This is a genomic window from Shewanella sp. NKUCC01_JLK (assembly GCF_019345615.1).
Taxonomy (GTDB): Bacteria; Pseudomonadota; Gammaproteobacteria; order Enterobacterales; family Shewanellaceae; genus Shewanella; species Shewanella oncorhynchi.
Window position 1 is genome coordinate 125647 of sequence record NZ_JAHKRD010000014.1, and the last position, 16058, is coordinate 141704.

The window sequence follows — 16058 nt, forward strand, 5'->3', positions numbered from 1 at the left end:
TATGCACAGGACAATCAGCCTTCGCTTTTTGCTAATTGACATATAATGTCATCCCGCTATTATGGCAGCACCTCAGATTACACGAACAAGATCCTATAAATGAAAAAGTTATTTATTATGCTGGCGATGATTTTTGCGGTTAGCTTAGTTACTAGCCCAGTCGTTGAAGCGAAAAAATTCGGCGGTAGTAAATCTATCGGCAAAAGCCATCAAACGGCTCCGGCTCAACCAGTGGCGACCAACACACCGACTACGGCGCCAGCGGGAGCACCGGGCAAAAAAGGTATGATGGGCGGCATGTTAGGCGGTTTATTAGCAGGTGGCTTATTGGCTGCGCTGTTTATGGGCGGTGGTTTTGAAAATATTCAAATCATGGATATTTTGATTATCGGTTTGCTGGCATTCGTGCTATTCAAAATCGTCCGTACTGTGATGGCCTCAAAAGCGGGGGCGCAGCAAAGACCAGCCTATGCGGGTGCTGGCCAACCCAATCCGAATATGCAGCGTCAACAGACTGAACAAACAGGTTTTGCCACCAATGCAAACAGCGGCAGCAATGGTTTTGGCCAAGCGACAAGCGCAGTTCCCTTCGATTTGCCTGCCGGTTTTGATTTACCCGGCTTTTTGGAAGGCGCTCGCAGTCATTACAAAACCCTGCAATTGGCGTGGAATGAAAACGATCTAAGCAAAATCCAAGAGTATGTTTCTATTGATCTTTACAATGAACTCAGCAACCAACGTCGCGAGTTAGTTGGCGATCAGCACACAGAAGTGATGTTTTTGGATGCAGAACTGGTCCGCGCCACGCACAATGCCAATCTTGCGGAAGTGAGTGTTAAATTTAGCGGCCGCTACCGCGATACTGTTGAAGGCGTAGAAGAGGACATTAAGGAAATCTGGCATTTGGAGCGTAACGTAACACAAGCCAACTCACCTTGGTTAATTGTGGGTATCGAACAGTAATCAGCCCAGTGTTTAAAGCAGCCTTAATCTCTTAAGGCTGCTGTTTACATCCCCTTTCGTTTCAATCCAGCCTTCCCTCAGTAGTTCAACGTTATTGATTGAAAAAGCGCTTATCATTACTTTGACTGTTTTACTGGCTAGACAGTCGTTGCGTGACGAGTTGTAATTAAGTTACTTACTATGAGGGCTATTATTTATAGATTGTATTTTATAGCGCTAATTTTTCGTTAAGTTGAGGTGCTAATATATGGAGAAATAAGGTGGAGGCCAAAATCAGTTAAACCTTGTACTATTCCTAATTGAATTACAAATACTACTAATGTAAAAGTTAAACCTTTACCAAAGGATAGTTGAAAAATCTTGCTGTAAACTACTGATATTGCAATATATGTCACAATTAGTCCAAACAATCCTTTGATGGCAATAACTATTGTAAATGCTAGTATTGTTCCAATCGAAACGGCTAAACCACAATGTATAATAGTTTTATTTTCTGCTTCAAATAATTCAGCTCCAATTTTTACTGGAACAATCGTTATTAATATCAAGATGATCCACGCTAGCATAATAAAATCCATTTTATATGAAAATCTATTACAAAATTAATCTGCAACGTTTAAAGGCAATAAATTTCAATTGCTCTCATTGAGGGCTGATTATACTTATACAAAAATAAAGTGCTATACCTTATGTGTTTTTTAAGGTGGTTGGCATTATATATTTAAACAGAATAAAAGGGGGGGGCTTAGTTTTTTGATTGTGAGCTAACAATCCCCGAATTCAGCGTGGATTGTTAGCTTTTGGAAAGAGGTTATACAAATTGTCTGATGGCTATGGCGATAATCAGCACTGGGCAAATATACTTCACATACTTTGGCCAAATGCGCCAGAAAAGTCCTGTGCTATCGACACCTTCTTGCCCACGAATTACCTTGAGCAGCTGGGTTTGGCGCCAAATCCAACCTAAGTAAACCGCAATACCGAGGGCGACCAGCGGCTGGGCGATTTGGGTGGTCAGCATTATAGTGAAACTAAATAGCGTCTCAAAAAATACCGCCAGTAATAAGGATAATGAGGTCAACAATAGGCCGATGATCAAGGTGGCGCGTTGACGGCTGAGTCCGAACTTTTGCATCACATAACTCGTCGGCACTTCGGCGATGGATATGGCCGAGGTTAAACCTGCGATGATCAGCAGAATAAAGAAAATCACGCTGATGATGAGGTTGGCCGTATCGCCTAAGGTCGAAAATAACGCGGGTAAGACAGTAAACACCAATGCATCCGAATCGAGTAATTTGCCCTCAGCGTTAAAAATCTGCACGCCATTGTGCTGGGCGACATACATGGCTGGGATGATTAAAAAGGCGGCGAGAAAGGCGATACCGCTGTCGGTAAAGGCAACCCAGACGGTCAGCTTGGCAATATTCTCTTTTTGGCTCAGATAACTGCCGTACACCATCATGGCACCTGTGCCTATGGTAAGGGAGAAGAAGGTTTGTCCGAGCGCGCTGATCAAGGTATCTGGCGCCAGTGCCTTGGTAAAGTTAGGTGTTAGTAGCGCGCTTATCCCTTCGCTCGCACCATTTAGGGTGAAGATATACGCCACGCCCGCGATCAGCATGATCAGTAATAACGGCATTAAGCGTTTCGACCATTTTTCTATGCCTTCTTGCACGCCTTGCAGTAATACCAGAAACACCAGCGTGCTGAAGATCAGTGTAAACACCAGATTACGTGACAGCGAAAAATCCACTAGCCAAGCGGCGGTATCATTCGAGCCAAAGGCTGTGGCGATTGGCGCGATGGCAAAGCTGACAAACCAGCCAGAGAGAATACTGTAGAAGGTATAAATCAATCCCGCTGTCACTATGGAAAGCAAACCTATGGTCTTGCCTAAACCGCGGGTGAGCGAGTTGAAGCCGAGTTTGCCCATGGCATCGGCGGGGTTGGTTTGCCCGTGGCGACCTATCATGAGTTCGGCCATCAGCATGGGAATGCCTAGGATGAAAATCAGCACTAGGTACACAAGTAGAAAGGCGCCGCCACCATGGGTGGCCGCTTGGGTGGGGAATCCCCAAATATTGCCGACGCCAACGGCGCTACCTGCGGCCGCCATGATAAAACCTAAGCGTGAGCTGAAGTGGTTAGTTGAACTTGTATTGGCCGATTGCATTGTGCCTCCCGTAAAAAGAAGGCGTATCTTAGGCGGATAAATTAGGATTTCAACGCAATTTTAGTGCGTTAATTTGGTGTTAATTGGCAATAATTTATCGGTTTTTGGCTATAAGTTAATGTTGTGTGCCGCTTATCTGTTTTGTGCGAGATTTTATTGCTATCAGGTGCGACTGATGGTCGAGATTTGGCGAATCATTGCGATGATAAAAATTCATTGAATTGTGATCTTATGGTCAAAAAATACCGTATGGCAGATGTCTAATGGCTATTTTGTGCTATGACTGTTACTTGTGCCTCTGTCTTGTTTGCGGTGTTTGCCGTGACTGTTGGCTTATGCTTGAATGTTGACGTGCCCTAAGGGAATGGCCGTGTGGTCCTTAACCTTTTTGAGGACAAAGCTGGAATGCACCCCTGCGATATGCACGTTGGTCGTGAGTTTATCTAACAGGAAAGTGCGAAAGTGCGCCATATCTTGTACTAGCACTTTAAGTTGGTAGTCGGCCTCTGAGCCCGTGATCAGCGCGCATTCTTGGACTTCTTCGTAGGCGAGTGCATTGGTTTCAAATTGATTGAGAATCGCCGGCGTATGTTTCTCCATTCGAACATGGATATACGCGGTCAAATGCAGGTTGAACTTATCCGCCGACAGACGCGTTGCATAATCGGCAATATAACCCGCTTCTTCTAAGGCTTTAACACGGCGCGAGCAAGGAGATGGCGATAGTCCGACTTTATTGGCCAGTTCGAGATTCGATAATCTGCCGTGGGTTTGCAGTAAGCGCAGAATCGTTAAATCGAGTTGATCGAGTTTGTAGGGGTGAGTGTCTGTCATCGAAAGCTTAGGGTTAACTGAGTCAGCCTCTAGTTTGCCAGTCTTAGCGGACTTTGCCAAAAATCTTGATCAAATGAGATATTTTAAAGGTTGTGACAGTGATAACGGATAGAGATTTTGGGAGTCGCGCTGTTTTGAACTCCCGTTATTTACCGCTATTGTTATGATACTAATAAGAGTGAGACACTGTATGCGCTTGAGTTTGTTGCTAATCTGCTTATTCATATTACCGACTTATGTATTTTCTGCATCGTTAACCATTGGTAGTGCTCTAAATCGACCGCCTTATATTATCGAAGATGCTGAATCAGGGCTTGAGATCGATATTATTAAGGCCGCGTTTAAGGAAATGGGGCAGCCAGTCAACTTCAAATTCTACTCTCGTAAACGCCAAGTTTTATATTTCAATAAAGATAGATTAGATGCTGTAATGACGATGAACCCTGCAAATGGCGTTGATGGTTATTGGTCCAATGATTATGTTGAATATACCAATGTGGCGATCAGTTTGTCCGAACAACGCCTTGAAATAACAGGTATTGTGGATCTTAAAAAGTACAGTGTCGCCGCTTTTGAAAATGCTCGCTTCTTACTTGGCCCTGAGTTTAATGCCGTAGCGCAACAGACTATTTATCGTGAAGTCGATAGCCAATTAAGCCAGAACCGTATGTTGTACTTAGGTCGCATTAATACTGTGATTGCCGATCGTTATATATTCGCTCAACTGAATAAGTTCGTTGAGGATGATGTTGATACCCAGCAAGCATTAAGCTACCACTTTATTTTCCCCCCAACATCCTATCGAATGGTGTTCCACAACTCAGTGGCGCGGGATACTTTCAATCAAGGGCTCGCTAGAATTAAGGCCAATGGGATTTATCAGGCCCTAGTGGCAAAATACTTAGGCAGTGCTTAGCAATGCCTAAGTATTTAACTTCATAGTGTTTGAAGCTATCGTATTTGAGTCGACAGCCAAATCGAGACGCTGAATTAACAGCGTTAGCGTTCAGATCCTTTAGCAAACGCATGGGAGAGTGGACGCAACTTACTGACAAAAAACACGCTACATCCGCTGATGATGGCGGCTAAAAAGGTTGAAAACAGCACATCCTGCGGCCAATGCATGCCAAGCAGCATACGGCTTAATCCCATCAAAAATCCCCAGCTCCATAACGCCATGACTAAGCTAGGTAATCCAGCGAGTAGCAAATAGTAGCTGGCGGTAAGCACTAGCGTCACAGCAAAAATGGTATGTCCCGAAGGAAAAGAATAGCCGATTTCATCTTCCCAATGCTGATGGATCCGTGAGTCGAGTTTCAAGGCGGGTTCTGCAGCGATCAAGCCATCGAGTGCATTGGCAATTGTCTTTGAACGTGACTGTTTATCCAATTGATAAAAGGCATCGAGTGAAAGCGGTTCATGCTTAGGCAGTGTTTGTTCTGCTAGAAAAACGAGATTAGGTCTGGGTTCTTTAAAATAAGATTTGAGGGTGTGACTTAAGCCTAAACTGATAACTTGGCTGAGGCTGATGGCAAAGAATAAACTTATAAAGAGTGGTTTAGGCATATGACGATAGGCGATCGCCAATACAAACAAGACTGTTGCGACGCCATAGGGCGCTGTGCCCGTCATGGTAATCCAATATAAGGTTTTGGCTAAGGTAGAGTGCAGATCGATCAGTGGAAACAGCTGATTCTGTGTCAGTAATAGTAAGCCCGGAATGGTTGCCAACAGTATCCAAGCTAAACCTAAACGGCGTAAAAGATAGACGCTATGGGTCAAAATATAAGCCTCTTCATAAAACGCCATAGGCTACAACGCGGCAATGGTTTTGCCAATAAAAAAATCCCGACAGCAAAAGATGGCGCTGTCGGGGGTCTTCAAGGGTGGATCGGTAGGGCGCTATTGCGCCGTGTTCTTAGGGTGATGCCTAGTCACGAACATCAAAATCAACAGTACGACTAACAGTAAACCTGAACCCATCAATAGGGCGTAATCTTCCAGTTGCAGTATCGAGTACAGCACTGCATATAAACTCACCAGCATAATGCCCACTAATGCACCGCGCTTAATACTTGCTGTGGCACTCCCTACATAAGCCGATACCGACAGCACGGGAATACAGGCGGCAATTAAATAGGCATGCAAGAAGGCTAGATGCTCAGATAGCGAGAGTAGTAGCAAATAGAACAAGGCCATGGCGCTGCCGACTAACACATATTGAATCGTGCTTAGGCTGGTTTTTTGTCCAATTTCGAAGATAAACAACATGATAAAAGTCAGCACGATAAACAATAGGCCGTATTTTACCGAGCGATCAATCTTGCCGTAGTGAGTCACTGGTTCGAATAAAATCGCATTAGCCGACACTTCAGTCAGAGTCGATTGATTACTCTTAATAAACTCTTGTGGATAGTTACGGGTTAAGTGGCTGATATTCCAACTTGCAGTAAAGCCTTGCGCGTTGATGTCCCGTTCTGCGGGTAATAATCCCTTAAAGCTTGGATGCGGCCAGTCGGCGCGAATATTGATTAGCGTTTGCTCGCCTAGTGGCAATGCGCTGATAGACTGAGAGCCGCGTAGTGTCATGGCAAAATCCACACTAAAATCACTCGCTTCGCTGACTTGGATCTTTTGATTAAAGCCTTTTTCTAAACCGCCAGTGGTTAACCCCGTGCCCGACATCAGCGAGCCAGAGAGTAAGGTCGATTCACCGGTGATTTCAATTTTTTCTACTTTATCAATTGCTTGATTCGATGACACCCCAAAGACTAACCGGGCATTTTTGTTATCGAAGGCGATAAGGTTAGGAATATCATAACGGTTAAGGCTGAAGTCGGCCTGACCTTGTAGAGCTGCGTTATACACCAGCGATTGATAAATGCCACGGGTGCGAAAATCATGTTTTAGGTCTAAGTCGAGGGTGAGCTTTTTCGGTAGGATCACTAGCTCATCTTGATAGGTACGCTTCACTTCATGGCGAGTTTTACCGTCGTTACTGACTTCTTCTTGTAACACAAAATAGCTGTAAGGGATCACCAGCGCAGGACCTGAGAGGGTTTGCTGCTCACCCCATGAACGGCCGATTTCATCGACAACGCTGTGGTAAAGGGCTTGGCGATCAGAAGTCATATCCATAATGATCCCCAGCGGGATCAACGCGAGGATTGAGAGTATGCCAATGGTTAAGGCTTTTAATAAGGTGGTGTTTTTTAATGCAGTTCCTTTTGCGGTGGCTACTGCCAACGGTTCTTGTGCTGACATATCGATTCCTTGACTTCGATTAAATTTTTTGAGGAGTGCGCGCACCACTAAATAGGCTGCGCTACCAAATAAGGCCAAACTAAGTAGGGTGAGTACCCAGAAAATAATGCTGAACATTGAATTTCATTCCCTATGAAATACGACCGAGACTTATCCGCTAAGATTGTGCAGAGTTAACTTGGTATCACGGCGGGTATTAAAACAGATTTTCTTACAAAAGTTGCGGGCAAGTTGCTGATCAATAGTGGCAACATTATGGCGATTGCCGCTAAACCTATACTCATTATTCAAGTTTATGAATCTGATAGTGGGGTGTCTTTGCTAAATTTGGGGTGTTTTTTCTCGTAGTCATTTTCTTTTTTAATATGCTTGAGCAGTGCTTCGAAGCTTTGCTTAAAGACATCAAGTTCTGCGGAATAGACTACGGCATGGTGGGAAAACCAGTGGTGTTTTTCTCGATCACGATTACTGTAATCGGGCCAAATACGCAGCTCATACTCATCACCCATGACGACAATGACATAGGCAATGGCGCCATTGCTAAAGATGATACATTGGGGCAGGTACACCAGCTCTTCGCCTTTAAATAACTCATACTCTATCGCTTCGGTGCGCCAATTCACTATCGGTAGCGGCGCCTCGATAGAGCAACCAATCGACTGATGCTGATTAAACAGTACCGCGTTAATGTCATCTATTGAAAAGGGCTGGTGATCGCCATTTTTAGCAGCAAGTGAATATAAGATATTCATCAAAAATGGCAGCTTAGTGCCATTACCTGTTTTGCGGCCGCAGAGTTGTGCTTGGCGATAGTAGATATTCATCATCAATCCTTAATGAAGAGCCTATGCCAGATAGGCTCTATTTCGAGTCGTGAAATTAACGGGTAGGTAAACCGATAGCCGTTAAGGTATAAATGGCTTATGTTATCCGAAGATACTGCCTAGTGAGTAGAGTTGTGCGCACATTTCACAAACCTACTCATTGAATCGTGTGCTAAATACTTTTATTTTCAGTTTGTTATATTTTTTGCTCTGGTTTGGTATTTGCTTGTCGTTGAATTTGGAGAATCGATGTCTAATCCCTTTTCACCCCGCGAGTGGCTGCAATTAAATATGCAGCAGCAAGGATTATTGCAACCATATACCTCTGTCACCGAGGCAATTTCACGTCTCAGTTATGTACAAATTGACTCTATCAACGTGGTTGAGCGAGCGCATCATCATGTGCTGCATAGTCGTATGCCAGAATATCAGCCAAAGATGCTCGATATGGCTTTAGCCAAAGGAGAGATCTTCGAATATTGGTCCCATGCGGCAGCTTATTTACCTATTGCTGATTACCGTTTTAGTTTGCAGCGTAAACAGCAGCTGCAAAATGGCGGTAAGCATTGGTTTGAGCCCGACGATAAAATAATGCAGGAAGTGCGGGCGCGAATCTTCGCAGAAGGGCCACTCAAGGCCAGTGATTTCGAACATAGTGAAGCTAAAAACGGTGCCTGGTGGGATTGGAAACCCGCGAAAAAAGCCCTAGAGCAGCTGTTTATGCATGGTGAGTTGATGGTGGTGCGGCGGGAGAAATTTCAAAAGGTTTACGATCTTACCGCGCGAGTGTTGCCACAAGATATAAATGCCAAAGCACCGACAGATAGTGAATTTACCCGCTATCTAATTGATGGTTATCTTGATGCCCACGCCTTCGGTACTGCGGCGCAAATGGCTTATTTACGCAAAGGTATGAAATCAGCAGTAGCCCAAGAGTTGGCAGAGTTGTTAGCTCACGGGTTATTAGCGTGTTTTAAGACGGCGGGCCAAAGCTACTTTTATCGTCCTTCATTACAGCTAAATGCACCATTACCTAATAAAGTGTGGCTGCTTAATCCCTTCGATAATTTATTGATCCAACGGCAAAGATTAAAGCAATGGTTTGATTTTGATTATCAAATTGAAGTCTATGTCCCAGCCGAAAAGCGTCAGTATGGTTATTATTCTTTAGCAATTCTGTGGCGCGACACTTTTGTTGGCCGTGTGGATGTTAAAGCCGATCGCCAAGCTAACCTATTGCTATTACAGCAATTGATTTTAGAAGAGGGCGTGATGGTGAATGGCTTAGATGAGAATTTCTGTGCGGCCTTTGATATCGCAGTCAGTGAATATGCTCGTTTCAATGGTTGTGACCGCTGGAAGTTAGTTAAGGCTAACCATAAAGGCCTTAAGCAAAAGTATGCTCGCCAACAAAAGCTTTAATTATTTGTCTCTTTAGTTGGAGCATCCATAAAGCGAAAGCAGCCATACAGTAAGATTAGATACAGCAGTGGCAACGCAGCAATGACTAAAGATGAAGAAGTCGCAGTGCTATCGCTCGTAATGCGATAACAGGGGATATACACGGCGGGATAAATTAGGCTTCCCCATAGAAAACACTGATTCATCAATCGATAGATAAAAGCGGGTTTAATGCTTGATTGACTGGCCAGTCCCATCAAACTGGCGAGAAGCACACCAGGATAAGTGAGTAGCGGCAGGCCACCAAGCAACAATAATCCCCAAAGAAGATAGTCCTGATAGTGTGTGCTGATTGTGACATCCATTGTAGCTTCATTCCTTGATTGTTCGACGCTAAAGCATTAAGTCTGTTTATGCTCTGGTTGCAGCGGTGGCTTTACTGCCAGCCCTTGCTGCATCTTAAGCCAAAAGCTTTGCTGACATAGATTGCTAAAGGATTTTTGCTGCGGCGAAATCGCAATATGAGCTGTTACAACCCGATAGCTGAGCCAATAATCTTCACAAACCATGTCTGACTCATAAGATTGTTTATCTTGCTCGCTTAGCTTGCTAATCACAACCCCGTTATCGAAGTGATAAAGCGTTATGGACTCACAAATCTCCACATTATCATCGTGATAGGTTTGCTGCTCGTTTGATTGGCTTACCACGTAGACAGGGCTTGGATAGCCTTCAATAGCAAGGATATAGCTGGCGAGTTGTTGCATTATTTCCCCAAGTGACTCAATGCTTGAAGTGTTAAAAACAAAAAAGCACAGCTGCGCTATCGCTAACTGTGCTCTTTCAAACATGCATGATAAGTTAGCCCGCTGCGTTGAGCTTTTTTTCTAACTCATTGACTTGAGCTTGTAGGGCTTCTAATTTTTCGCGGGTTTTCAGTAGTACATGTTGCTGCACATCAAATTCTTCACGGGAAACCATATCCAACTTGAGCAATTGATTTTGCAGTACTTGCTTACTGCGCTCTTCAAATTCACCGGCAAATTGCTTTAGACCGCTGGGCAAACTTTCGCTCAATTGTTTCGCCATTTCTTCGATTTTCTTTGGATTGATCATAATCTTGTCCGCCTCTTTACTGAATAGCTCGATTGTAACTCAGTATGTTAGCTTTCAAAAGTAAAGCAGACGCGTGAACAATTTAGTTGGCTGTTGTTGGGGTTTATATCACGGAGAAGCTTATCTACAGAGTTGAGTTCTGCTCAACCTAAGCGGGGATTTGTTAGCCTTAAAACTGTCGATTCTGCTATGATCCCATCCCTTTCTGTCGACTTGTTTGGATATTGCGCAAAGATGAAACTTAATCCTGCCCAAAACGATGCTGTTCATTATGTTTCAGGCCCTTGCCTAGTCTTGGCGGGTGCGGGTAGTGGTAAAACGCGCGTAATTATCAATAAAATCGCTTACTTGGTCGAAAAATGTGGCTATAAGGCGCGTAATATCGCGGCGGTGACCTTTACCAATAAGGCTGCCCGTGAGATGAAAGAGCGGGTCGCTCAGTCGATGGGCCGCAAGGAAGCCAGAGGTCTGTGGATTTCAACCTTCCACACTTTAGGGCTTGAGATCATTAAACGCGAGCATAAGGTCTTAGGCTTAAAGCCAGGCTTTTCGCTGTTTGATGATCAAGATACCTTGGCACTGCTCAAAGAGTTAACCCAAGACGAGTTGGATGAAGATAAAGATTTACTCAAAGCGCTCGCCAGTACGATTTCAAACTGGAAGGGGGGCTTAATTATTCCCGATCAGGCGCGCAAAATCGCTAAAGATGAGCAACAGCACTTATTTGCTATGTTGTATCAGCGTTATGCTCAACATATGAAAGCCTATAACGCTTTAGATTTTGACGATTTAATCCTGATGCCAACCCTATTGTTGCGGCACCATGAAGAAGTGCGGACGCGCTGGCAAACCAAGATCCAATATTTGCTGGTGGACGAATATCAAGATACGAATACCAGCCAATATGAAATGGTAAAGCTGTTAGTGGGTGATCGGGCACGCTTTACTGTGGTGGGGGACGACGATCAGTCTATCTATTCATGGCGCGGTGCTAAGCCACAAAACCTCGTGTTATTGGGTAAAGATTTTCCGCAGCTTAAGCTGATTAAACTGGAGCAGAACTACCGTTCTAGCCAGCGGATCCTACGGGCAGCGAACATTCTTATCGCGAATAATCCCCATGTTTACGATAAAGCCCTGTTTAGCGAGCTTGCCTATGGTGAGCCGTTGCGGGTGCTGTTTGCCGCCAATGAGGAGCAAGAGGCCGAACGTGTTGTTGCTGAAATTGTGCGGCACAAGTTTGTTGGCCGTACTCAGTTTGGCGATTATGCGATTTTGTATCGGGGCAACCATCAATCACGGTTACTCGAACGCGCACTGATGACGAACCGTATTCCTTATAAATTGAGTGGTGGTACGTCATTTTTTGCTCGTGCTGAAATTAAAGACATTATGGGCTATCTAAAGCTCGTGGTGAATCCCGATGACGATAATGCTTTCCTGCGCATCGTTAATTTGCCTAAACGTGGCATAGGTCCATCAACCTTAGAGCGTTTAGGTAATTTTGCCAACGAGAAGCATATTTCTATGTTTGCGGCGATTTTTGAGCCTGAACTGAATCATCATTTACCGCCTGCGGCTATGTCATCTTTGTATCAGTTTGGTCGTTTTATCGTGGAGACTGGGGATCATGCCGAACGTGGTGAACCCGTCGAGGCGGTGAAGCATTTGATCCGTAAGATCAATTATGAAGATTATTTATACGAAACCAGCACCAGTGCCAAGGCCGCTGAAATGCGGATGAAGAATATCTCAGAGCTTTACCGTTGGGTGACTGAGATGCTCGCGGGTGATGAGTTAGATGAAGCTATGACTCTACCAGAGGTGGTGACTCGATTGACGCTCAGGGACATGATGGAGCGTAATAGTGAGGATGAAGGCGGCGATCAGGTGCAGTTGATGACCTTGCATGCTTCTAAGGGCTTAGAGTTTCCCTTCGTGTTTATGGTTGGAGTAGAAGAGCGTATCTTGCCCCATCAAACCAGCATAGACGAAGATAACGTCGATGAGGAGCGTCGGTTGGCATATGTGGGTATCACTCGAGCTCAACGAGAGCTTTGGTTCACCCTCTGCCGCGAAAGGCGTCAATTTGGTGAAACCATGCGTTGTGAACCAAGCCGTTTCTTACTTGAGTTACCTCAAGATGATGTGGTGTGGGAAAATCGTAAGCCACAACAAACGGAGCAGGAGCGGATGCAAACGGGGCGGGCAAATATTTCTAGCTTAAGAGATATGTTTAAAAAATAGCGAGCGGTTTCGCTTACTATTCTTTTAAATCAGCTACTTATTTTTTACTAGGCATATTCGAGCTGAGCACAGATCTGTGGTTGGGTTTCACATAAGGTAAAAGTGTCGGCTAAAGCAGCCCCCTGACCCAGCTGATAACCCAGTTCATTGAAGATACGTTTTTGTTCAGGACTATCAATGCCATCGACAAAGGTTTGCAGTTCTAAGGTTGATGCCGTTTTTTGATAAGCGGACATTAACTTAAGCTGTTGCTCGCCTTGTATTTGTTTGGTGAGGTTGGCATCGAGTTTTAAGCCTTTTATCGGCAGAAACAATAAGCTATTTAATGCACTATAGCCGCTACCGTACTGGCTGATGCCGAGTTTCACCCCGAGCTTCTGCAACAATTCAAAGCCATTGATATGATTTTCAGTTTCCTGCACTAGGGCTTTTTCATTGAAGAATAACCACAAATGGCTCAGGTTTAACTGGGTTTGCTTGAGAGTGTTTTTCAAATTGCGCAGTACATGCTTATGCTTGAGATGTTGGCTCGAAAGCATGACATGTAATTCAACAGATTCATCATATTGCTTGAGGAGTTGGGGATAGCTGCTATCTATGATGCTGATCGTATATTTATCGAGTTCAACGGTAAGGTGTGACTGCTCAGCAAGCATGCTAAGTTGTTCCTGCTGTAAGAGCCCACGCTGCGGATGTTGCCAGAACAGGCGGCTTTCTAATGCATGCACTTGACCTGTTTTAAAATTGACTACTGGTAAGTAACTAAGCTGGATTTCAGCATGGTGTAATGCATGTCTAAATTCAGTTTCTAACTCGACATCCTGCATGGCCTGATGTTGGGCGTTATCATCAAAAATAACATAGCAGCCTTTACCATTGGCTTTCGCCTGATACATGGCAGTATCTGCATTACGTAACATAGATTCACTAGTATCAATTCTGTGTTTGCCACTGATGGTGATACCGATACTGGCTCCAGAACTAAATTCCATTGTGCCAAGTCGATAGGGCTGGGATATTTTTTGGATCACTCTTTCTGATATATCTTTTGCGTCGTTGATGTTGTTAATGCTATCGAGCAGTATCACAAACTCATCGCCACCGAGTCGCGCTAAGGTGTCGTTATCACGTATGCAGGACTTGAGGCGGCTTGCCGTCTCAATTAAGAATTTATCACCCTCTAGGTGTCCCATAGTGTCGTTAATCTGTTTGAAGCGGTCGAGGTCGATAAACAGTAGGGCAAACTGTTCTAAGCTATGGCGACGAACATGCTTGATCGCTTGAGATAAACGCTCCATAAACATAGCGCGATTAGGCAGGCCTGTAAGTGCATCATGTTTGGCATCGTGAACTAGCTTGGCTTCCATACTACGGCGTTGTTGAATTTCTTTCTCAAGACTTTTATTCAGTTCGGCTAACGCTTTGGTACGATCAATAACCTTTTCTTCTAGCTCTTCATAGCTGCGTTGTAAGGACTCAGCGGACAGCTTTTTCTCGATAGCCGAGCCTATATGTTGTGATACAAATGTCAGTAATTCTAAGTCTTTAACTTGGTAATTCTGTGTCATGCTAAAACTGTAAATCGTTAACGCACCACGAACTTGATCATGGATAAAAAGCGGGATTCCGATCCACTGATGCATGGTTTGAGTATGATTTAATGCTGGCGCTTGGGAATACAGCTCACCAGAGGCAATTAATGCATTGATACTGCTTTGATCTAGCAATAGTGGGCGCTTATGTTTGAGCACATATTCGGTTAAGCCGTCTTGTAGCGGCCGAGTGCCTGGGTGCTTATTGGCTAATTGCGATACATAAAAAGGAAACGTGAGATGAGTTTCTGTGTCATCCAAAAGCGCGATATAGCAATTGTTGGCGGGAATGAGGTGTCGAATAACATTATGCAATTGGGCATAAAAGTCTGGGTTGTCTGCACTGGAACTTGCTAGCTCGGCGATTTCGAACAGTGATTTTTGTAAGCGTTCAGCTCTACGCCGTTCATAGACTTCTAGTTTTAACTTATCGTAGGCTTGGCTGAGTTCTTTTGTTCTTTGCTGGATAGCTTGTTCTAATTGTTCTTGATGTTTTAGCCGTTCCATGACCCCAGCAATATGGTGACAAATGAACGTCATTAACTCGAGTTCGATTTCACCATAACTGATGTTTGTGTCATAGGTTTGCACCACTAACACACCTGTTACTATGTCATCTTGTTTGATGGGCACGCCCAGCCACAGATGACAGGGAGAACCTAAATTAACAATTTCTCCTGCCGCAATCAGTTCATTGACAGTGTCATTGTTGCACAACAAAGCTTTCCCAGTTCTGAGTACGTAGCCTGTTAATCCTTGCTGTAATAATGTAGATAGTGATTGTTCAGGATAAAGCTCCGCTGGATGGGCATCTTTCTCATCAGCGAAAAAGGGGATGGCGAGTTCACCTGTGTGAGTATCCAGGGTTGAAATAAAAAAATTATCAGCGGGAATGAGCTGTTTTAGATGGCTATGTACGCCGACATAGAATTCTTCGAGTGAAGAAGCATGAGTCGCAATATTGGATATTTCGAGTAATGCGTTTTGAATGATCTCAGCATGCTTATATTTATGCGCTAATTGTTTTAAGCGAATAATTTTTTTGCGTAAGCGTTCAGTTTCACTCACACGCGGCTGGCCAGTTTCATCTTCATCCTTAAACATGATACTCACTAGTTAAATATATGTTTGCTTTTACCAAAGTCTATAATTAGCATGAAATACTGTAACATCCAAGTCATATTTTGGCTGCATTCCGCTTTAAAAGTCAGCTAATGTGATAAAACTTGAGCAGTCAGTAAAAAAAGTGCAAAACAGCTATAGACTCAAAGGGGATTTGACCCTAGTATATGCGGCGCTAACCAAGGCGAGCGCCCATAGCTCAGCTGGATAGAGCGCACCCCTCCGGAGGGTGAGGCCGAAGGTTCGAATCCTTTTGGGCGCACCACTTCCGAATAGAGTTGTGAGCTTTAAGGTTAGTAAAGTAAGTGAAAATCAGTGGTGATTGTAGCTCAGTTGGTAGAGTCCCGGATTGTGATTCCGGTTGTCGTGGGTTCGAGCCCCATCAGTCACCCCATTCATTTACTTTGATATAAAGATTTTCATTCTCGGTGATTAGCGCAGTCCGGTAGCGCATCTGGTTTGGGACCAGAGGGTCAGAGGTTCGAATCCTCTATCACCGACCAAATTCTTCGCGTGGCT

Annotated in this window: 14 protein-coding genes and 3 tRNA genes; 7 read left to right on the plus strand and 10 right to left on the minus strand. The window is 44.3% G+C overall.

The genetic code is table 11. The features are described 5' to 3' along the window. Positions 1 to 99: 99 nt before the first annotated feature. Entirely contained in the window at positions 100 to 963 is an 864-nt protein-coding gene (locus tag KO537_RS15995; protein ID WP_173247993.1) for a TIM44-like domain-containing protein, read from the plus strand. 227 nt (positions 964 to 1190) lie between these two features. On the opposite strand, the gene KO537_RS16000 is transcribed toward KO537_RS15995, so the two are convergent. From KO537_RS16000 to KO537_RS16010, 3 genes are all read right to left on the minus strand, one after another. Continuing rightward, positions 1191 to 1529: a hypothetical protein gene (locus KO537_RS16000; RefSeq protein WP_173247990.1), complete on the minus strand. Its 339-nt coding sequence runs from the start codon at positions 1527 to 1529 to the stop codon at positions 1191 to 1193. A 245-nt stretch (positions 1530 to 1774) separates the two neighbouring features. Next, entirely contained in the window at positions 1775 to 3139 is a 1365-nt protein-coding gene (locus tag KO537_RS16005; RefSeq protein ID WP_173247988.1) for a sodium-dependent transporter, read from the minus strand. 333 nt (positions 3140 to 3472) lie between these two features. Then, a complete protein-coding gene (locus KO537_RS16010) occupies positions 3473 to 3973 on the minus strand; it encodes an Lrp/AsnC family transcriptional regulator (protein WP_105253008.1) in 501 nt (166 codons plus the stop codon). A 190-nt stretch (positions 3974 to 4163) separates the two neighbouring features. On the opposite strand from KO537_RS16010, the gene KO537_RS16015 reads away from it, so the two are divergent. Continuing rightward, positions 4164 to 4889: a transporter substrate-binding domain-containing protein gene (locus KO537_RS16015; protein WP_219234868.1), complete on the plus strand. Its 726-nt coding sequence runs from the start codon at positions 4164 to 4166 to the stop codon at positions 4887 to 4889. 83 nt (positions 4890 to 4972) lie between these two features. On the opposite strand, the gene KO537_RS16020 is transcribed toward KO537_RS16015, so the two are convergent. The 3 genes from KO537_RS16020 to KO537_RS16030 form a co-directional block, all read right to left on the minus strand. Next, a complete protein-coding gene (locus tag KO537_RS16020; RefSeq protein WP_173247985.1) occupies positions 4973 to 5782 on the minus strand; it encodes a phosphatase PAP2 family protein in 810 nt (269 codons plus the stop codon). Positions 5783 to 5875: 93 nt separating this feature from the next. Then, a complete protein-coding gene (gene creD, locus KO537_RS16025) occupies positions 5876 to 7354 on the minus strand; it encodes a cell envelope integrity protein CreD (protein ID WP_219234870.1) in 1479 nt (492 codons plus the stop codon). A gap of 176 nt (positions 7355 to 7530) precedes the next feature. Beyond that, entirely contained in the window at positions 7531 to 8061 is a 531-nt protein-coding gene (locus KO537_RS16030) for a hypothetical protein (protein ID WP_219234872.1), read from the minus strand. A gap of 249 nt (positions 8062 to 8310) precedes the next feature. Between KO537_RS16030 and KO537_RS16035 the strand changes: the two genes are divergently transcribed. After that, complete coding sequence (locus KO537_RS16035; RefSeq protein WP_219234874.1) at positions 8311 to 9483, plus strand: crosslink repair DNA glycosylase YcaQ family protein; 1173 nt, start codon at positions 8311 to 8313, stop codon at positions 9481 to 9483. Here KO537_RS16035 and KO537_RS16040 read toward each other — a convergent pair. The 3 genes from KO537_RS16040 to KO537_RS16050 all read right to left on the minus strand — a co-directional run bounded on the left by KO537_RS16040 (position 9480) and on the right by KO537_RS16050 (position 10578). Continuing rightward, positions 9480 to 9827, minus strand: coding sequence for a hypothetical protein (locus KO537_RS16040; RefSeq protein WP_168825950.1), 348 nt, complete (start codon positions 9825 to 9827; stop codon positions 9480 to 9482). The genes KO537_RS16035 and KO537_RS16040 overlap by 4 nt on opposite strands. A 36-nt stretch (positions 9828 to 9863) precedes the next feature. Beyond that, a complete protein-coding gene (locus KO537_RS16045; RefSeq protein ID WP_219234876.1) occupies positions 9864 to 10229 on the minus strand; it encodes a hypothetical protein in 366 nt (121 codons plus the stop codon). Positions 10230 to 10323: 94 nt separating this feature from the next. Then, on the minus strand, positions 10324 to 10578 hold the full coding sequence (locus KO537_RS16050) for an accessory factor UbiK family protein (RefSeq protein ID WP_006083441.1): 255 nt from the start codon (positions 10576 to 10578) through the stop codon (positions 10324 to 10326). A gap of 234 nt (positions 10579 to 10812) precedes the next feature. On the opposite strand from KO537_RS16050, the gene rep reads away from it, so the two are divergent. Next, the gene (gene rep, locus KO537_RS16055) at positions 10813 to 12825 is read left to right on the plus strand and encodes a DNA helicase Rep (RefSeq protein WP_219234879.1); all 2013 of its coding nucleotides are present in this window, start codon (positions 10813 to 10815) and stop codon (positions 12823 to 12825) included. A 47-nt stretch (positions 12826 to 12872) separates the two neighbouring features. Here the strand turns inward: rep and KO537_RS16060 are convergent, their stop codons facing one another. Continuing rightward, on the minus strand, positions 12873 to 15521 hold the full coding sequence (locus KO537_RS16060) for a diguanylate cyclase (RefSeq protein WP_219234881.1): 2649 nt from the start codon (positions 15519 to 15521) through the stop codon (positions 12873 to 12875). 206 nt (positions 15522 to 15727) lie between these two features. Here KO537_RS16060 and KO537_RS16065 point away from each other — a divergent pair. From KO537_RS16065 to KO537_RS16075, 3 genes are all read left to right on the plus strand, one after another. Next, a tRNA-Arg gene (locus KO537_RS16065) sits at positions 15728 to 15804 on the plus strand. Between the two features lie 53 nt (positions 15805 to 15857). Beyond that, a tRNA-His gene (locus KO537_RS16070) sits at positions 15858 to 15933 on the plus strand. Positions 15934 to 15965: 32 nt separating this feature from the next. Further along, a tRNA-Pro gene (locus KO537_RS16075) sits at positions 15966 to 16042 on the plus strand. Positions 16043 to 16058 lie beyond the last annotated feature (16 nt).